The 16,388-nt window shown below is 38.8% G+C and carries 14 protein-coding genes and 1 riboswitch; of the genes, 5 read left to right on the top strand and 9 right to left on the bottom strand.

Annotation, left to right across the window (positions count from 1 at the left end; genetic code table 11):
• Positions 1-50: 50 nt before the first annotated feature.
• Positions 51-1,322: a phosphoribosylamine--glycine ligase gene (gene purD / locus ACIQXP_RS18175; protein WP_293742729.1), complete on the top strand. Its 1,272-nt coding sequence runs from the start codon at positions 51-53 to the stop codon at positions 1,320-1,322.
• 108 nt (positions 1,323-1,430) lie between these two features.
• On the opposite strand, the gene ACIQXP_RS18170 is transcribed toward purD, so the two are convergent.
• From ACIQXP_RS18170 to ACIQXP_RS18160, 3 genes are all read right to left on the bottom strand, one after another.
• Positions 1,431-2,585 (bottom strand): TlpA disulfide reductase family protein, encoded by a 1,155-nt coding sequence (locus ACIQXP_RS18170; protein ID WP_293742730.1) that lies wholly within the window; start codon positions 2,583-2,585, stop codon positions 1,431-1,433.
• A gap of 214 nt (positions 2,586-2,799) precedes the next feature.
• Complete coding sequence (locus ACIQXP_RS18165) at positions 2,800-2,940, bottom strand: AAA family ATPase (protein WP_387506706.1); 141 nt, start codon at positions 2,938-2,940, stop codon at positions 2,800-2,802.
• A 177-nt stretch (positions 2,941-3,117) separates the two neighbouring features.
• Positions 3,118-4,299, bottom strand: a complete 1,182-nt coding sequence (locus ACIQXP_RS18160) for a formimidoylglutamase (protein WP_293742731.1) — start codon at positions 4,297-4,299, stop codon at positions 3,118-3,120.
• 71 nt (positions 4,300-4,370) lie between these two features.
• Between ACIQXP_RS18160 and ACIQXP_RS18155 the strand changes: the two genes are divergently transcribed.
• Positions 4,371-5,333, top strand: coding sequence for an SDR family NAD(P)-dependent oxidoreductase (locus ACIQXP_RS18155; protein WP_293742732.1), 963 nt, complete (start codon positions 4,371-4,373; stop codon positions 5,331-5,333).
• Positions 5,333-6,634 carry an HAD-IB family phosphatase gene (locus ACIQXP_RS18150; RefSeq protein WP_293742733.1) on the top strand — a complete coding sequence of 434 codons (1,302 nt, stop codon included), beginning with the start codon at positions 5,333-5,335 and terminating at the stop codon, positions 6,632-6,634. The genes ACIQXP_RS18155 and ACIQXP_RS18150 overlap by 1 nt, the downstream gene beginning before the upstream one ends.
• Positions 6,635-7,044: 410 nt before the next feature.
• Here the strand turns inward: ACIQXP_RS18150 and ACIQXP_RS18145 are convergent, their stop codons facing one another.
• A complete protein-coding gene (locus ACIQXP_RS18145; protein ID WP_387506552.1) occupies positions 7,045-8,334 on the bottom strand; it encodes a voltage-gated chloride channel family protein in 1,290 nt (429 codons plus the stop codon).
• A gap of 18 nt (positions 8,335-8,352) precedes the next feature.
• A riboswitch (Fluoride riboswitch) is annotated at positions 8,353-8,415 on the bottom strand.
• Positions 8,416-8,478: 63 nt separating this feature from the next.
• Between ACIQXP_RS18145 and ACIQXP_RS18140 the strand changes: the two genes are divergently transcribed.
• Together ACIQXP_RS18140 and ACIQXP_RS18135 are read left to right on the top strand one after the other, a co-directional pair.
• Entirely contained in the window at positions 8,479-9,444 is a 966-nt protein-coding gene (locus ACIQXP_RS18140; protein ID WP_387506550.1) for a tryptophan 2,3-dioxygenase family protein, read from the top strand.
• Positions 9,445-9,587: 143 nt separating this feature from the next.
• A complete protein-coding gene (locus ACIQXP_RS18135; protein WP_134204347.1) occupies positions 9,588-10,652 on the top strand; it encodes a branched-chain amino acid aminotransferase in 1,065 nt (354 codons plus the stop codon).
• 227 nt (positions 10,653-10,879) lie between these two features.
• On the opposite strand, the gene ACIQXP_RS18130 is transcribed toward ACIQXP_RS18135, so the two are convergent.
• The 5 genes from ACIQXP_RS18130 to ACIQXP_RS18110 all read right to left on the bottom strand — a co-directional run bounded on the left by ACIQXP_RS18130 (position 10,880) and on the right by ACIQXP_RS18110 (position 16,267).
• Positions 10,880-11,344, bottom strand: a complete 465-nt coding sequence (locus ACIQXP_RS18130; protein WP_293742736.1) for a DUF4920 domain-containing protein — start codon at positions 11,342-11,344, stop codon at positions 10,880-10,882.
• 328 nt (positions 11,345-11,672) lie between these two features.
• Positions 11,673-13,049, bottom strand: a complete 1,377-nt coding sequence (gene radA / locus ACIQXP_RS18125; RefSeq protein WP_387506547.1) for a DNA repair protein RadA — start codon at positions 13,047-13,049, stop codon at positions 11,673-11,675.
• Between the two features lie 198 nt (positions 13,050-13,247).
• A complete protein-coding gene (locus ACIQXP_RS18120) occupies positions 13,248-14,798 on the bottom strand; it encodes an Rne/Rng family ribonuclease (protein WP_134204339.1) in 1,551 nt (516 codons plus the stop codon).
• A 280-nt stretch (positions 14,799-15,078) separates the two neighbouring features.
• A complete protein-coding gene (locus ACIQXP_RS18115) occupies positions 15,079-15,954 on the bottom strand; it encodes a tetratricopeptide repeat protein (protein ID WP_293742738.1) in 876 nt (291 codons plus the stop codon).
• Positions 15,955-15,964: 10 nt separating this feature from the next.
• Positions 15,965-16,267: an HU family DNA-binding protein gene (locus tag ACIQXP_RS18110; protein WP_055909222.1), complete on the bottom strand. Its 303-nt coding sequence runs from the start codon at positions 16,265-16,267 to the stop codon at positions 15,965-15,967.
• Positions 16,268-16,388: the final 121 nt, after the last annotated feature.

Genomic DNA, 16,388 nt, shown 5'->3' with positions numbered 1-16,388 from the left:
ATCATCCATCTTACCTTTTCCATCTTACATTTTTATTTATCTTTGCCGGTATGAATATCTTACTTTTAGGTTCAGGCGGCAGAGAAAGCGCATTCGCTTGGAAATTAAGCCAGTCTTCGCACTGCGATAAACTAATTATTGCCCCAGGTAACGGTGGTACAGGGGCTTATGGTACGAACATCAACATCAGTGTAAACGATTTTGATGCCATAAAAAAAGTAGTGCTTACCGAAAACATCGGACTCGTTGTTGTGGGCCCTGAAGAACCTTTGGTAAATGGTATTCATGATTTTTTCCTCGCTGATCAAGCCATTGCCCAAATTCCCGTTATAGGACCTAAAAAAGAAGGAGCCATTTTAGAAGGGAGTAAAGATTTCTCTAAACAATTTATGGAGCGTCATGGTATTCCTACCGCGGCTTCAAAATCTTTCACGCCCGAAACTTTGGAAGATGGATTGGCTTACCTGCAAAACCATGCTTTGCCAGTTGTTTTAAAAGCAGATGGTTTGGCAGCTGGTAAAGGAGTATTGATTTGCACCGAGACTATCGAAGCTCAGGAAGAATTAAAACTGATGCTTGGCGGTAAATTTGGTGCAGCCGGCGCAACAGTTGTTATCGAAGAATTTTTAAGCGGAATAGAACTTTCAGTGTTTATTTTAACTGATGGTGAAAACTACATTACACTGCCTTCTGCTAAAGATTATAAAAGAATTGGTCAGGGCGATACTGGCTTAAATACGGGCGGTATGGGTTCCGTTTCTCCGGTTCCGTTTGCCACACCAGAATTTTTGACCAAAGTAGAAGAACGTATCATTAAACCAACGGTTGAAGGTTTAAAGAAAGATAGTATAGATTATACAGGTTTTATCTTTTTCGGACTGATTAAAGTAGGGGAAGAGCCATTTGTAATTGAGTATAACGCACGGATGGGCGATCCTGAAACAGAGAGCGTCATTCCTAGAATTGAAAATGATTTGGTAGAACTGTTTTTAGCTACCGCTAACAAACAATTAAACGAGGTTAATCTGGTTATTTCAGAACAAACAGCTGCTACTGTAATGATTGTTGCAGGTGGCTATCCAGGCGATTACCTGAAAGGTAAAGCCATTACCGGAATCGAAAATCTCCGCCATTCCAATGCATTCCATGCCGGTACCTTGTTAGAAAATGATGTAGTGAAAACAAATGGAGGCAGGGTAATTGCCATTACCAGCTTACAAAAAGATTTGTTTACTGCTTTACAATCGGCAACTGCTGATGCTGGCCGGATTTATTTCGATGGGAAATATTTCAGGGAAGATATCGGGTTCGATTTGATTTAATAGAAGATGAGTTGGAAAAAAATATGAATAAGTTGAGTTCAGTTTTTTCCAATAAAATAAAGAAAGTCCCAATTTTTAGTTGGGACTTTCTCATTTAAGGCATATTTCTTATTTCGATTTACTTCCTAATAATTCCTGAAGTTTATCTTGTAAAGCCTGTTCTCTTAAGCCTTTTGCAATAATTTTACCTGTTGGATCAATTAAGAAATTGGCCGGGATTGATTGGATGCCATACATTTGAGCCACTTCGTTATTCCAGCCGTTCAAATCAGATACATGTGTCCAGGTTAACTTGTCGGCGTCAATGGCTTTTTGCCATGCTGCTTTAGTTGTTTTAGTATTTCCTCCATCCAACGAAACACCCAATACCGTAAAACCCTTATCTTTAAATTTGTTGTAGGCGGCTACCACATTTGGGTTTTCCTGACGGCATGGGCCACACCATGATGCCCAAAAATCAACCAAAACATATTTACCTTTAAAATCAGATAATTTAACTGGTTTCCCAGCAGTATCAGCCTGTGTAAAATCCATCGCCATTGCACCTACAGCAGTCTTTCTTCCTGCTTCAAATATCTGCGCAATTTTTTTACCTGTGTAAGTCGCCTTAAGCTCAGGTGACAGTGCTTCAAAAGCTTTCTGCGCTGCGGCTGCCTGGTCAGGATCTGAAGCCAGCTGGTTTATTGAATTAAGGCTTACAAATGATTTAGGATTGCTATTGGCAAACTGTAATAGTAATGGAGGCATCGCTGCAGCTTCTTTTTCATAACGTGCACTTAAAGCTTCCATTACTGCTTTGTCTTGTTTTTGCTCTGGTGTATAACCAGCATATTCAGCATTAATTGCCGCAAGTTTGTCTGCTACAGGTTTAGTTAATGTTCTTAACTTTTTCGCATCATCATTAACAGGAGAACCCGTAATTGTTGCTTTCTTTAAAGAATCTGCCGCAGCCAGTTTTATATTTCCAGGCTCCACATAAAGTGATAAGGCATCTATTTTCTCACCCTGTGCCGGGCGGTTTACATAAGGGTTTTTGTTTAAGAAAAGACTTCCCCCGGTTGGGCTCGCCAGCGTTCCTTTAAAAGTAAAAGCACCGTTTGTTACAATTGCCGAGTCGGTAATGTTTTTACCATCTGTTTGATAGATAAGGTAAATCTTATCTCCGGTTTTTAGGCCTTTTATGTCGCCATTAACCGTAAATGGCTTCTGCGCCATTGCTGCAAATGGCAATAAAGCCATTGCTGATAATAATATTTTTTTCATGAAGTTGGTTTATTCCTATTCAAATATAGAAATCTGTATCGCTAAAACGTAAATAGCTGTGTAAAATTATGGTATACTGTTTGTAATGGCTTAAACGTCTACTTTATCTATTGGCAACTTAATACTTTACACTGGCTGCGTTTTTGGTTTTCCGATCCTCCGTAAATTAACGTTTTTTCCACTTTTTGAGAACTTGCCGTAACTTCAAACTTATTCAGATTTTTAAAAAGATCAGGAGTAAAACACTAAAGCCCCCCCCTGTTGGTTGAAGTAGATCTATTTCATATCTGTAATTACTAAATAAATTCTTTAGCAATGTAGTTTTTCCCGATTGCCTTGGGCCAGTAATGGCGATAATAGGAAATTTATTTGATGTTCTAATGTTTACTTATATGCCTTTTAACTAACTGTTGCATAGTTGCTTGTTTTAGTCAAAAGTACTAAAAAAGATAAGGGTATACGACTTCCACTTTGAAATTACACAGCTTCTACTTTGAAATTACACAGTTCCAACTTTGAAATTACACAACTTCTAATTCAGCTTTTGATAGGTCCTCCACCACAAATCGGGCATCTCGCCATTAACCGCAATCTGGTAATCATCATATCTGCAGGGTACCAAATGGTAACGCTCGTTTTTGGATTGGCCCGACGGATAAGGAACCTGCATCCACCAACGGTCTGATTTTTTACTTTTTACAAAAGTCATTTCTCCCGAACCGTCTTTTAAACTGGTTCTATAGATGATGTACTGCGATTTCGGTGTGAGCGGGAAATCCTTTTTACGTGCGTAATATCCATCCACAAAATACCATACCATTTGGGCAAGTAAGAAGGCTGTTTGTCCGTTATTGTCGTAAGCTGGGTTAAACTCATAAAATCCTATTGACGTTAATTTATCGTTCATACCGGCGTATCGGGCAATCCGACAGGCCTCTTCACCGTCAAAACCATTTGGAGTGGTATTGGCATTTGCTGCAGCATCAGCTGAGCGGATAGCACTGATATCAAAACTAATCATGTTGGCATTGCGGATGATAGGCTCAGTTAGCGTAATATCCTGAGCAAATTCACCTAACCGGTGTACGTCAAAATACAACTTGTCCATTACGCTCAAACTTTCCTGATTCACAAAATAAGTTTGATAACCCAAATTGCTGAAATTGAACAGGTAATTGGGTTGATGTAAGAAAATTTTATTCAGGTAACAATCCGATCGGGTGGCAATTCCCTCATGGTCATCATCGCCAATATCGAATTGGTTATCAATAATCACCAGATCAACTTTTTGCTCCAAGTCTTCATAACCCAGGTATTGGCCATAGGTTAAGTCTTGTCCGCCGCCAATAATAATTGGAATAATGTCTTTTTTAATCAACTCAGATACCGCCATTTTGATGGCGATATAGGTATCAGCAATGGTTGCACCATGTTTAATGTTACCTAAATCAACAATCCGGCTTTTAAAAGCACCTTCATTCAATCTGTAAAATTTCTCTCTGAAATAGTCGGGAGCCAGGGCACAGCCTTCATTATTAATGGCGCCTCTTCCATCAAGTACCCCAAAAATGGCCAGGTCGTAGGTCTGTTCCTCAAAATCCGGAAAAGATTCGGTATAGATCTGCGCTTTTAAACCTAACTGACTTGTAAAAAAACCTTGTTTGGGCGTAAAACTTTCGGGGTTGATGGGTGAAAAGAAATCCGTTAATGACATATATTTAAAACTCTCGGCTCAAATATCTATTTTTGAATGCGTATTTTCACATATAGCCCGAAAAAAATAAAATGATACTGGTAACCGGAGGAACTGGATTTTTAGGATCTGAATTGATTAAGCAGTTAACCAACGGTGGTTTATCTGTTCGGGCGCTCAAACGAGAACAATCTAAAATACCCGCATTGCTTGAAAACATTCGTTTAATTGAATGGTTTGAAGCCGATATTAATGATCCTGCTACTTTAGAGGACGCTTTTACAGGTGTTACCAAAGTTTATCATTGCGCTGCATTCGTATCCTTTAACCCTAAAGATAAAAAACAGCTTTTTCATGTAAATATTAAAGGTACATCGAACATGGTTAACCTTTGCGCCGAAAATAATTGCAGGCTATTGCATGTCAGTTCGGTTGCCGCACTGGGCAATGCAAAAAAGGGTCATAAAATTACCGAAACAGATTTTTGGGAGTATGATGCAAAAGCGCATGCTTACGGTTTGTCCAAATACGAAGGAGAAATGGAGGTTTGGCGGGGAATTAATGAAGGGGTGGATGCTGTTATTGTTAACCCCTCTGTAATTATTGGTAAAAATGCCGGATTCGAAGGAAGTGGCGCAATTTTTAAATTGGTAAAGGATGGTTTTCCGTTTTATACCAACGGAGCTTCGGGTTTTGTAGATGTTGAAGATGTGGCCAAAGCAATGATAATGTTAATGGATGCCGAAGTATCAGGAGAACGATATATTATTTCTGCAGATGACTACCATTATAAAGAATTGTTTGGTGATATTGCTAAAGGCTTCGGTGTTAAAGCACCATCAAAGGAAGCAAAACCATGGATGCTTGGAATAGCCTGGAGGGCACTAAAATTGATATCTATATTTACTGGTAAACAGCCGTCAATCACTAAGGATGCTGCCAAAAGCAGTTTAACCCTAAGTTATTATAATAATGATAAAGTAAAGACGGTAACAGGCATTAGTTTTAAGCCAGTTGCCGAAAGTATAAAAGAAATTACCCAACATTTAAGATAATGCCCAAACAAAAAGCTTATTACATCATCGATTTTGATAGTACCTTTACGCAGGTAGAAGCCCTTGATGAACTTGCCCGGATTTCGCTAAAGAACCACCCAGATAAAGAAGCGATTTTTCAAAAGATTGAAGATTATACCAATTTTGCCATGGAAGGAAAACTTTCCTTCTCCGAAAGTTTAGCACAACGTGTTAAGCTGCTCGAAGCGAATGAAGATCATTTAAAGCAGCTCATTAAACATTTAAAAAAGAAAGTATCTACATCTTTTTCACGTAATGCCGAATTTTTTAAAAAGCATGCAGATGACGTTTTGATTGTTTCCGGAGGTTTTAAGGAATTTATTACCCCGGTGGTTAGCCAGTACCATATTAAAAAGGAAAATATTTATGCCAATACTTTTGTAACCACGGGTGATGGCAAAATTATAGATTACGATCATGCCAATCCTTTGAGCGAAGAAGGTGGCAAAGTAAAATTGCTTCAGCATTTGAAGCTGGAAGGCGAGTTATTTGGTATAGGTGATGGTTATTCTGATTTCCAGTTACGCGAAAGCGGGATCATTAATAAGTTTTTTGCCTTTACAGAAAATATTGCCCGTGAAAGTATTGTTTCCAAAGCAGACCATGTTACACCAAGTTTCGACGAGTTTCTTTACGTAAATGATCTGCCGCGTGCAATTTCCTATCCTAAAAATAGAATCCTATGCCTGGTGATTGGTGAGGTTGACCCCTTAACAATTTCCATTCTAAAAAATGATGGTCTATCCATCAGGCACAAAGCTTCATTTGAAGATAAATATGTAAAAGACGTTGGAATTATCGTTTTGGCAGATGGTGAAAAAATCAGCAAAGAGCAAATAAAAAACGCCGCTAAGCTAAAAACTATCGGATATCTGGGAAGCGCAAAAAACAAATTAGATTTAGGTTTGTGTACCAAACAAGGTATTGTGGTTTTTGACGATCCAAAAAACAACCCTCGTAACATTAGTTTTATCCCGAAAAGAGTGGCCGATTTTATGAACACAGGTGCAACCTATTTAAGTGCTAATTTTCCAAATCTGCAATTGCCGAAAATCGATAAATCGCACCGTTTAATTCATATCCACAAAAACGTTCCGGGCATCATGGCCAAAATCAATACCGTTTTTGCCAAACACGATATTAATATTGTGAGCCAGTTTTTAATGACTAATCCTGAAATCGGATATGCCATTACAGATATTAATACAGAATACGACAAGCAATTGTTTAAATCGCTTAAAAAGATTGAACAAACGATAAAATTTAGGGTGCTGTATTAGATGTAAAAGGGATGATGGAATACCTAAAAATCGTCATTTCGAGCGTAGTGCAACGAATTCTGGAAATCTGCTTGACGGATCTCTCTGTTTCGAGGAGCTTCAGTCTAGAGGACGATTTTTTTTTATTTTCAATATGCTAAAGGCTGTGAAGTGTAAAGCAGCCACTAACACGATCGTCCGGTGAAGCAGGCACTATGCTTAAAGATATCTTTGTTTTACCGCTCTTAGTCAATATAGATTTTATAGCATTCTGTCATTCTGAGCAACGAAGAATTTTTAACTTTCTTCTGTTTACATTGAAATGTTTCCTCGGTCAGTATCTTGTGAGTAAGATTTGCTTCGCAGAGCATCCGCGTTCTTCACCGCGTTCACAATTACAGGATATGGCGCCCTACGCTCCACGCTCTCTGCTACCTCAAAAACTGATGCCTTTTCAACAACAAATGCTTTGGCGCTCCGATTGTCTGCGATTTATAAATACCGGTATGGCCAGAAAATAGGTAAGCCGTAATGCAGGCCAGGGCAATATAATTTCCCGATGACGCACCAAATAATTCTATTCCCATAAAAATACAGGACAAAGGTGTGTTCGCTGCCCCCGCAAAAACAGCCACGAAACCCATACCTGCCAGCAGGCTAATCGGTAAGGGGATAAAAAAACTTAAAAAGCTACCCAGTGTGGCGCCTATAAAGAACAGTGGCGTAACCTCGCCGCCCTTAAACCCTGCACTTAATGTAAATGCAGTTAAAAATAACTTGATTGCAAAGGTGTAATAGGCTTCTTGCTTTATAAAGGATTCTGAAATAACCGGAATGCCCAAACCAATATATCGTGTATTCCCAATGAGGTATACAATTCCAATCAAAATGATGCCCCCGATAAAAGGCCGTAAGGGCGGATAGTTAATTTTAGCGAAAAGACGAGATAGCCCATGGTTTAAGGTAGAGAAAGTTCTTGCTGCAAGGCCAAATAATATCCCTGCACCTAAAGATAACAATAGGTTTATCGAATCTATTTCGGGTACAGCAGCTATGGAGTAATGGGTATGCCCAACACCCCAGGCTTTACAGGCATAATCAGCAATAATTGCCGTGACAAATGAAGGAAGGATTGAGCTGTAACTTAAGCTTCCAATTACAAAAACCTCTAATCCGAATACTGCACCTGCCAGCGGAGTTCCAAAAACAGAGGCAAAACCAGCACTGATACCACAGATGAGAATCACTTTGCGGTCTCTTGCTTTAAGCTTAAACAGTTTCGTAAACTGGTCTGCAAAGGCTCCGCCAATTTGTACAGCTGTACCCTCTCTGCCAGCTGATCCGCCAAATAAATGGGTGATAATCGTACCTGCAAAAATAAGCGGCGCCATAATCAGCGGAATTATATTTTTTGGTGATTGTAACTCCTCAATCAAAAGATTGTTTCCTTTAACAACCTTTGCGCCCCAGTAATGGTACGAAAGGCCAATAACTAAACCAGCGACGGGTAAAAGGGCAATCATCCACAGGTTTTGTTCACGGTAATTGGTTGCCCAGTTCAATGTTTCTAAAAACAGGGCAGAGGCAGAGCCGATAACTACACCCAGTATGGAAGAGATGAACAGCCATTTTACGGTACTCGTTAAGAGTAATCCGAAGTCGAGTTTAATAAAGTTTTTGGTAGACAGAAGAAATCCTTCTGTTAGTTTTTTAACAGGCATTTGTATTCAATTTTATCTAAAATCGTAGGAGTCATCAGCCTGTTTGGGCGGTTTTGGCGGTACCCCATCGCCATGTTTCAAATGTATAAAATTTAGTTATTTGTTGCAAAATCTTTATCACCTTTGTGCAACTAACTTTAAACCATGGATTTTACACCCGAAATAAAAGACAAACTACACCGCCTACAGGAAAAATACACGGCAATGGGTCAGGATATGGCATCGTATCTTGATGGACTTCTATATGCTGATTTCCTGACCTATTGGGATTACATCCACTTAGATACGCTGCTAAGCCTGCAGAACCCCAAAACACCAATTCCTGATGAAGAGATTTTCATCATGTACCACCAGATTACCGAACTCTATTTTAAACTTGCCCTGCACGAGTGCCGGCAGATTGCGGAACATGAGAATTTAACCGTCGAATTTTTTACGGCGCGCGTAAAACGGATCAATGCTTATTTTAATGCCTTAACCAGTTCATTTGAGGTGATGGTTGACGGTATGGAAAAAGAACAGTTTTTGAAATTCCGGATGTCATTATTACCAGCAAGTGGATTCCAATCTGGCCAGTACCGGATGATCGAAATCTGCGCTACGGATTTTATCCGACTCGTAGATAAATCCAAACGTGAAGAACTAAGCACTGCAACAATAGAAGAACAGTTTGAAAATATTTATTGGAAATTCGGTGCAACGGAACTGGCGTCAGGTAAACAGACCTTAACTTTAAAGCAATTTATCGATAAGTACGCGGTTCAGTTTTTGCAATTGGCCAAAAACCGCACTTCAACTAATTTCTCAGCGCTATACCACAAATTGCAGGCTAATGGAGCGGATGTTTCTGCACTTGCTGATGAATTGCGTAAACTCGACCTGTATGTTAATGTAGAATGGCCTCTGTCACATTATAAATCGGCTGTACGTTATTTGGAGAAAGACCCGGTTGATATTGCGGCAACTGGTGGAACCAACTGGCAAAAGTATCTACCGCCGCGTTTTCAGAAGCGAATCTTTTATCCGTTTTTATGGAGTGATGAGCAAACGGAAGAGTGGGGTAAAAGTTGGGTACTTAGTGTACTTAAAACACTCAAAAACAAAGATTAATATTGCAAAAAGCTATTAAAAAAGGCTGTTTTTTCTTAATTTGCGCAAATAATTAATGATTGAATTAGAGAATGATAGAATGATGAATTGCAAGATACACTCATTCAACCCATTCAAAAATCACTCATTCAAAATTCAATAATATGACCGAGACATTAGATATAAAAATCACCAAAACAGATCAAACAAGATTAACGGTTACTGATTTTTCACAATTACCTTTCGGTAAGGTTTTTACCGATCACATGTTTACTGCCGATTACGAAGATGGCGAATGGAAGAACTTGCAAATTCTTCCTTATGGCCCCATCCCGATGAGCCCTGCAATTTCTGCCCTTCATTATGGGCAAGCAATTTTTGAAGGATTAAAGGCTTATCGTCAACCAGACGGGAAAATCAGTGTGTTTCGTGCCGATAAAAATTTCGAACGCTTTAACAAATCAGCAGCAAGAATGTCGATGCCGGCTGTTCCTGAAGAAATTTTTATGCAGGGTTTGGCTGCGTTGATCAATGTTGATGAAAAGTGGGTGCCAAATCAGGAAGATTACGCTTTATATATCCGTCCGGTAATGTTCGCCATGGATCCTTATCTGGGTGTTAAGGCTTCAGATACCTATAAATTCGTTCTGTTAACCACACCAACAGGTCCATATTATAGCAATGCATTAAAAGTTAAAGTTGAAACTGAATTTACACGCGCAGACGAAGGTGGTGTTGGCTTTGCCAAAACAGCCGGAAATTATGCCCGTTCATTATATCCTTTTGAGCAAGCTAAAAAAGAAGGTTACGATCAATTGATCTGGACAGATTCGGTAACGCATGAGTTTATTGAAGAAGCTGGAACCGCCAATTTGCTTTTTGTAATTAATGGTAAATTGGTTACGCCATCAGTACGCAGTACCGTTTTAGATGGTGTAACGCGTGATACAATTATTAAGCTGGCTAAAGAGGCCGGAGTAGAGGTTGAAGAACGTAGGGTTTCTGTTAAGGAAGTGATTGAAGGAATAGAAAACGGAAGCTTAACTGAAGCATTTGCTGCCGGAACTGCGGCTACCGTAACACACGTGGGCGAAATGGGCTATAATGGACAGATTTATAAATTAACTGATCCTGCTACTAGACATATTTCAAATGGCATTGCTAAAAAACTAAATGATATTCGTTATGGTTTAGCGCCTGATGAGTTTGGCTGGAACTGGGTTTTGTAAGCCGAAATCCCATTAAAGATAAAACCCCGATGCAGCATCTGCATCGGGGTTTCTTGTTTTCTATTATCGTCATGCTGAATTTATTTTATAAGTATAGATAGTATTTCAATTATCTTGTCGCTACTACGTGGTCAGCATCTTTATGCTATAAATATCCTGAAATGAAATACTTCGGTGAGCTCGGTAAAGCTCGGTTCAAGGTGACGAACAGATATAAAAGGATGTTCTTATTTATCTAAAATCACTACCCCTTTAGCTTCAAAAGCCAGTTCTTTTTTAGGATCAGTAATTTTTGCTACTTCTTCAGGAGATTTTTTAGCATCTTCCGCATAATGGCGCAAGGTTTCTACTGAGATAGTCTGTTTCTTCGCCAGGCCATCTAAAACTACTTTTTTGCCTACGATGTCCATTGGCATAAAGAAAGCGTAATCTTTAAAAGTTACCCGCATAGGATCGCCATTAGGCATTTCCAATGTGATCCAGCAGCCCTTTTTCTTACATACATCTACCACTTTGCCTTCGATTTTCATATCAACCGTTTTTTCGTCGCCCATTGCTGCTTCCATCTTGGCGGCCGGTTTTACGTTCCCTGGTTTAACTTCTTCTCCAAATTTTTGACCGTTATATGCTGTTTGAGCAAATGTCAATACTGTAAATAAGCAAAAACTTAAGCTTAGGATAATTTTTTTCATGGTTTTGTAATTGATTTGGTTATAGCCTAGTCAAAGTTATCTAAATTTTTTCTAAATATTGAAAACAAAAACACCCCGCTAACATCCGTTAGCGGGGAAAATCATCCCTAATATTATGTAAATCAAACGCTATGATTTACTTGTATTATTTTTTAAGGCAAACTAACAACCAAAACTTTAGTTTTCGTGATTATTTACTATAACGATATTATATTCAGGTAGTTATATTTTTGGATTTGTATCTATTATTCGTTGCTATAAGTACAAAATGTGGAAAATTATCTCCTATATGAGGAATGTTGTTGAGTTATTTCCACAATACTATTTTTTACCCAAAAACCAGACTGAACACCTCTTCTATTTTAGAAACAGCCTTAATCTCCATGTTATATTTTTCTATTGAAATCCCTTTCAAATTGTATTTAGAGATATAAATGGTTTCGAAGCCCAGTTTGTCTGCTTCGGCAATGCGTTGTTCTATACGGTTAACGGCCCTGATTTCGCCTGATAGTCCCACTTCTGCAGCAAAACAAATTTTTGAAGAAACGGAAATATCCTGCTGAGATGATATGATGGCAATCAATACCGCCAGGTCTATCGCCGGATCTTCAACTCTTATTCCGCCCGCGATATTCAAGAAAACATCCTGTGTACTTAACCTAAAGCCACAGCGTTTTTCTAAAACAGCTAAGAGCATATTCATTCTTTTGGTGTCGAAACCTGTTGCGGAACGTTGTGGAGTTCCATATGCTGCCGAACTTACCAGGGCCTGCGTTTCAATCAGCATCGGTCTGGCGCCTTCTAATGTTGCAGCTATAGCTATTCCGCTCAGCTCTTCATCACGCTGTGATAATAAAATTTCAGAAGGATTGGAAACTTCTCTTAATCCACTTCCCTGCATTTCATATATCCCCAGTTCTGCAGCTGCTCCAAAGCGGTTTTTGATGGATCTCAGAATACGATAAACGTGATGCCTGTCGCCTTCGAACTGCAAAACCGTATCAACCATATGTTCGAGTATTTTAGGTCCTGCAATGGCGCCGTCTTTAGTAATGTGGCCAATAAGGAAAACGGGTACACCGGTTTCTTTTGCAAAACGTAATAGCTCAGCAGTACATTCCCTCACCTGTGATACACTGCCGGGAGTGGAATCGATATGAGCTGAATGGAGTGTTTGGATAGAATCGACCACCAGGATCTCCGGTTCTAAAATTTCGATTTGTTTAAAGATATTTTGCGTTGATGTCTCGGTCAGGATGTAACAGTTAGACGATGGGCTTTTCTGAATCCTTTCTGCCCGCATTTTTATCTGCTGTTCGCTTTCTTCTCCGGATATGTAAAGTAATTTTTTACCTTCTAAATTTAAGGCCAGTTGCAGCATCAGGGTCGATTTCCCGATGCCTGGTTCGCCACCGATTAATACCAATGAGCCTTCTACCACGCCACCTCCCAATACGCGATCCAATTCTTTATCACCCGTAAATATCCTACGCTCCGTTGACGATTGTATTTCGCTGACTTTGCTCGGCTTGCTTAGTTTGCGACTTGCGGTATCACTTTTCCAGGTTGGAACTGATGGCGGACTTTTTTCTACAATTTCTTCTACAAAGGTATTCCATTGATTGCAGGAAGGACATTTGCCTAGCCATTTTGCTGATTCGTATCCACAGCTCTGACAGAAGTATGCGGTTTTTGATTTTGCCAATTGATTAAAATTTAGATTACGAATTTAGTTTTTCTCGTTGAGGTTTGAATACCACTGGTCGAGATTTATCTCAACCATATGAATGATGGATTTACAATCAACCAAAGCATCCGTTATTTTGAAATGGGGAATACAAATCGCTACCGTTAAAAACAAAAAAGCCTGGATTTGACCCAGGCTTTCAGTTAATTTTTTCAGTTACAATTTGATCTCTTCGTCTTTAGCAGAGATAAAGTGAAACTCAGTTAAGTGATACGATGATTGCGCTTTAACTTTAATCCACTGGCCGTATTTAAAGAACCAGCGGCGTTGAAGGTTGAAAATGCCTTTTGTAATATAAGCTTCAATGTAAGGGTGCACACAAAGCGTTACCCCTTTTTCATTCTGTTCTCTTAAAATATAATTAAGGTTGTTTTCAATATCATCCATTAAAACGATACTCGCTTTAATTTCCCCGGTCCCATCGCAGGTCGGGCATTTTTCTACCGTAACAATATTCATTTCCGGACGAACACGCTGTCTGGTAATTTGTACCAAACCAAATTTGCTTGGAGGCAAGATAGTGTGTTTGGCTCTATCCAATAACATCAGCTCACGCAAATAGTCGAATAGTATTTTACGGTTTGTTGGTTTGTGCATGTCGATAAAATCGATTACCACAATACCGCCCATATCGCGCAAGCGCAATTGACGGGCAATTTCTTTAGCCGCCTCTTTATTTACCTGTAAAGCATTTTCTTCTTGATTTTCTTTACTGGCAGTACGGTTTCCACTGTTCACGTCTATTACGTGGAGTGCTTCAGTATGCTCAACAACCAGGTAGGCACCACCCGGCAAGTTTACTGTTTTTCCGAAAGCATTTTTAATCTGCTTTTCTATACCAAAATGATCAAATATCGGTTCTTTCTGTTTGTAAAGTTTTACGATTTTTTCCATTTCAGGAGAAATATCGTGAACATAAGAACGGATATCATCGTACAGATCAGGAGTACTAACATAAACGTTTGTAAAATCAGGATTCAGAATATCACGGATTAACGTTGATGATCTGTCCATTTCTCCCCAAACTCTTTTTGAAGGTTCGGTAGATGGCATCTTTTTAACGAAGTTTTCCCACTTGGCAATTAAATCTAAAAGATCTTTTTGCATTTCGGCAACCCCTCTGCCCTCAGAAACGGTCCTGATAATGACCCCAAAATTTTGAGGTTTAATACTTTCGATAATCTTTTTTAAACGATTACGTTCGGTATTACTTTTAATTTTTTTTGATACGGATATGGTATTGGAGAATGGCACCAGTACCACATACCTGCCGGCAATCGAAATGTCGGAACTTAAACGCGGACCTTTTGTAGAAATTGGTTCTTTAGCAATTTGTACAGGTAGGAGCATGTTTTTACTCAGCACATCAGAAATTTTGCCTGCCTTATTAATATCGGCTTCCAGCTTTAAATTATCTAATAATGTGCCTGTAACCGAGCCATTACGCTTGATCTTCGTTAGCTTAATTAAAGATTGCACCTGAGGGCCCAAATCAAAGTAATGCAAAAAAGCATCTTTTTCATAACCAACATCCACGAAAGCAGCATTCAGGCCCGGCATAATTTTTTTAATGCGGCCTAAATAAATATCGCCTACGGCGTAATTAGTATTGATTTGTTCTTTGTGAAGCTCAACAAGTTGTTTGTCTTCAATCAACGCTATGGTAACTCCGGCAGGAGTCGAATTGATAATTAATTCTTTTACCAACAGCTACAGATTTAAGGCTTTCGCCCATTAACAAATGGATAGTAAATAAAAACAGTGACGTAGCCAGAAAGATATACAATTTAAAAATCATATAAATTGTTTAAACCTCATAGCGTTTGCTATGAGGTTTAACTGGCTCAATCAAAATAAGAAACTATTTTTTCTTATGTCTGTTTTTTCTTAAACGTTTTTTACGTTTGTGGGTAGCCATTTTATGTCTTTTTCTTTTTTTACCGCTTGGCATAGTTTTAAGTTTTAAATGTTTTTATTAATCTGTTAATTAATTTTTATTCTTTAGTTCAGCCACCTTCTTATCAATAAAAGAAGATAAGGTTGGGTTAGCCGCTAATTTTTTGCTTGATAGGTAAGCATCAACTGCTTCTTTATTTCTGCCTAAATTTTCTAAAGCTGTTCCTAAATAAAAATAGGCTTCAGGGGTCGGAGCTGTAGCAATTACCGTATTAAAACGGGGAATTGCTTTGTCAAACTGACCTGATTTTATCGAGAACAACCCTAAATTCATATTGGCCTTTACATTTTTAGGTTCTTTAGCCACAACTTCCAACAACATTGCAATACCTTGCATTGGTGCGCCCAAGCCGTTTACTATGGTTACACCTAAGCCTGTTTTAGCTTCAATGTTTGTAGAGTCCTTTTCTAATGCTTTTTTGTAAGACATATTCGCTTTTTGCAGTAAAGCAGGCTGCGCTAAGCTGTCTTGTGTGCTCTCAAAAGCTTTTATAAATTGATTTCCGGCAGCTAACCACGATTTTGTGGATGGTTCGCCTTCGGCTACAACTTCTAAATACAGGGCAGATGGGGTAATTTGTTCAACATCGTCCCATTTCTGGGCCAATTGTTTGGCAAATTGAATCTTTTCTGTGCCATTTGCGCCTTTGTAGCTGTTTTCTAAAGCTGTAATATCTGTAGCCAAATTTTTATTGATTACATTCTTTGCAGCTGTAGAGGAAGTTTCGAGGTTTAGTACCGATGCTGATGGAGATGCCGCTCCGGCCATTTGGCCACTTGAAGGCATTTTTCCATTTTCTTCCGTTGGTTTAACCAAACCCTTAATGTCTCTGGTAAATAAGAACGCAACAAGCAATACAATCGCTCCAATAACAATGGTTTGTTTTGATCTGATGTTGCTATTCATATATTAAGACTTAGGCTTCTACTTTAATTTTTTTTGAATTACTTTTCACTTTATCAACAAATACTTTTGCTGGTTTAAAGCTAGGAACGAAGTGTTCAGGGATGATTATTGCAGTGTTTTTTGAGATATTTCTCGCAGTTTTTTGCGCTCTCTTTTTAACAACAAAGCTCCCGAAGCCTCTAACGTATACATTTTCACCGCCAATCATGCTGGTTTTGATAACCTTGAAAAATGCCTCAACTGTTTCCTGTACATCAACCTTCTCAATTCCGGTTTTTGTTGATATTTCTGAAATAATATCTGCCTTAGTCATATTTTATTATTTATTATATATTATGTTTTAATATTACTACTGTTTTGGGGTTGCAAAAGTATTGCTTTTTAATGAGATAGGGAAATAAAAGATGATTTTTTTATCGGCAGACTTATCAGGC

The organism is Pedobacter suwonensis, assembly GCF_044762335.1.
Lineage (GTDB): Bacteria > Bacteroidota > Bacteroidia > Sphingobacteriales > Sphingobacteriaceae > Pedobacter.
Note: the sequence above shows the minus strand (reverse complement) of the source record. Positions and strands in the feature narration are given on the sequence as shown.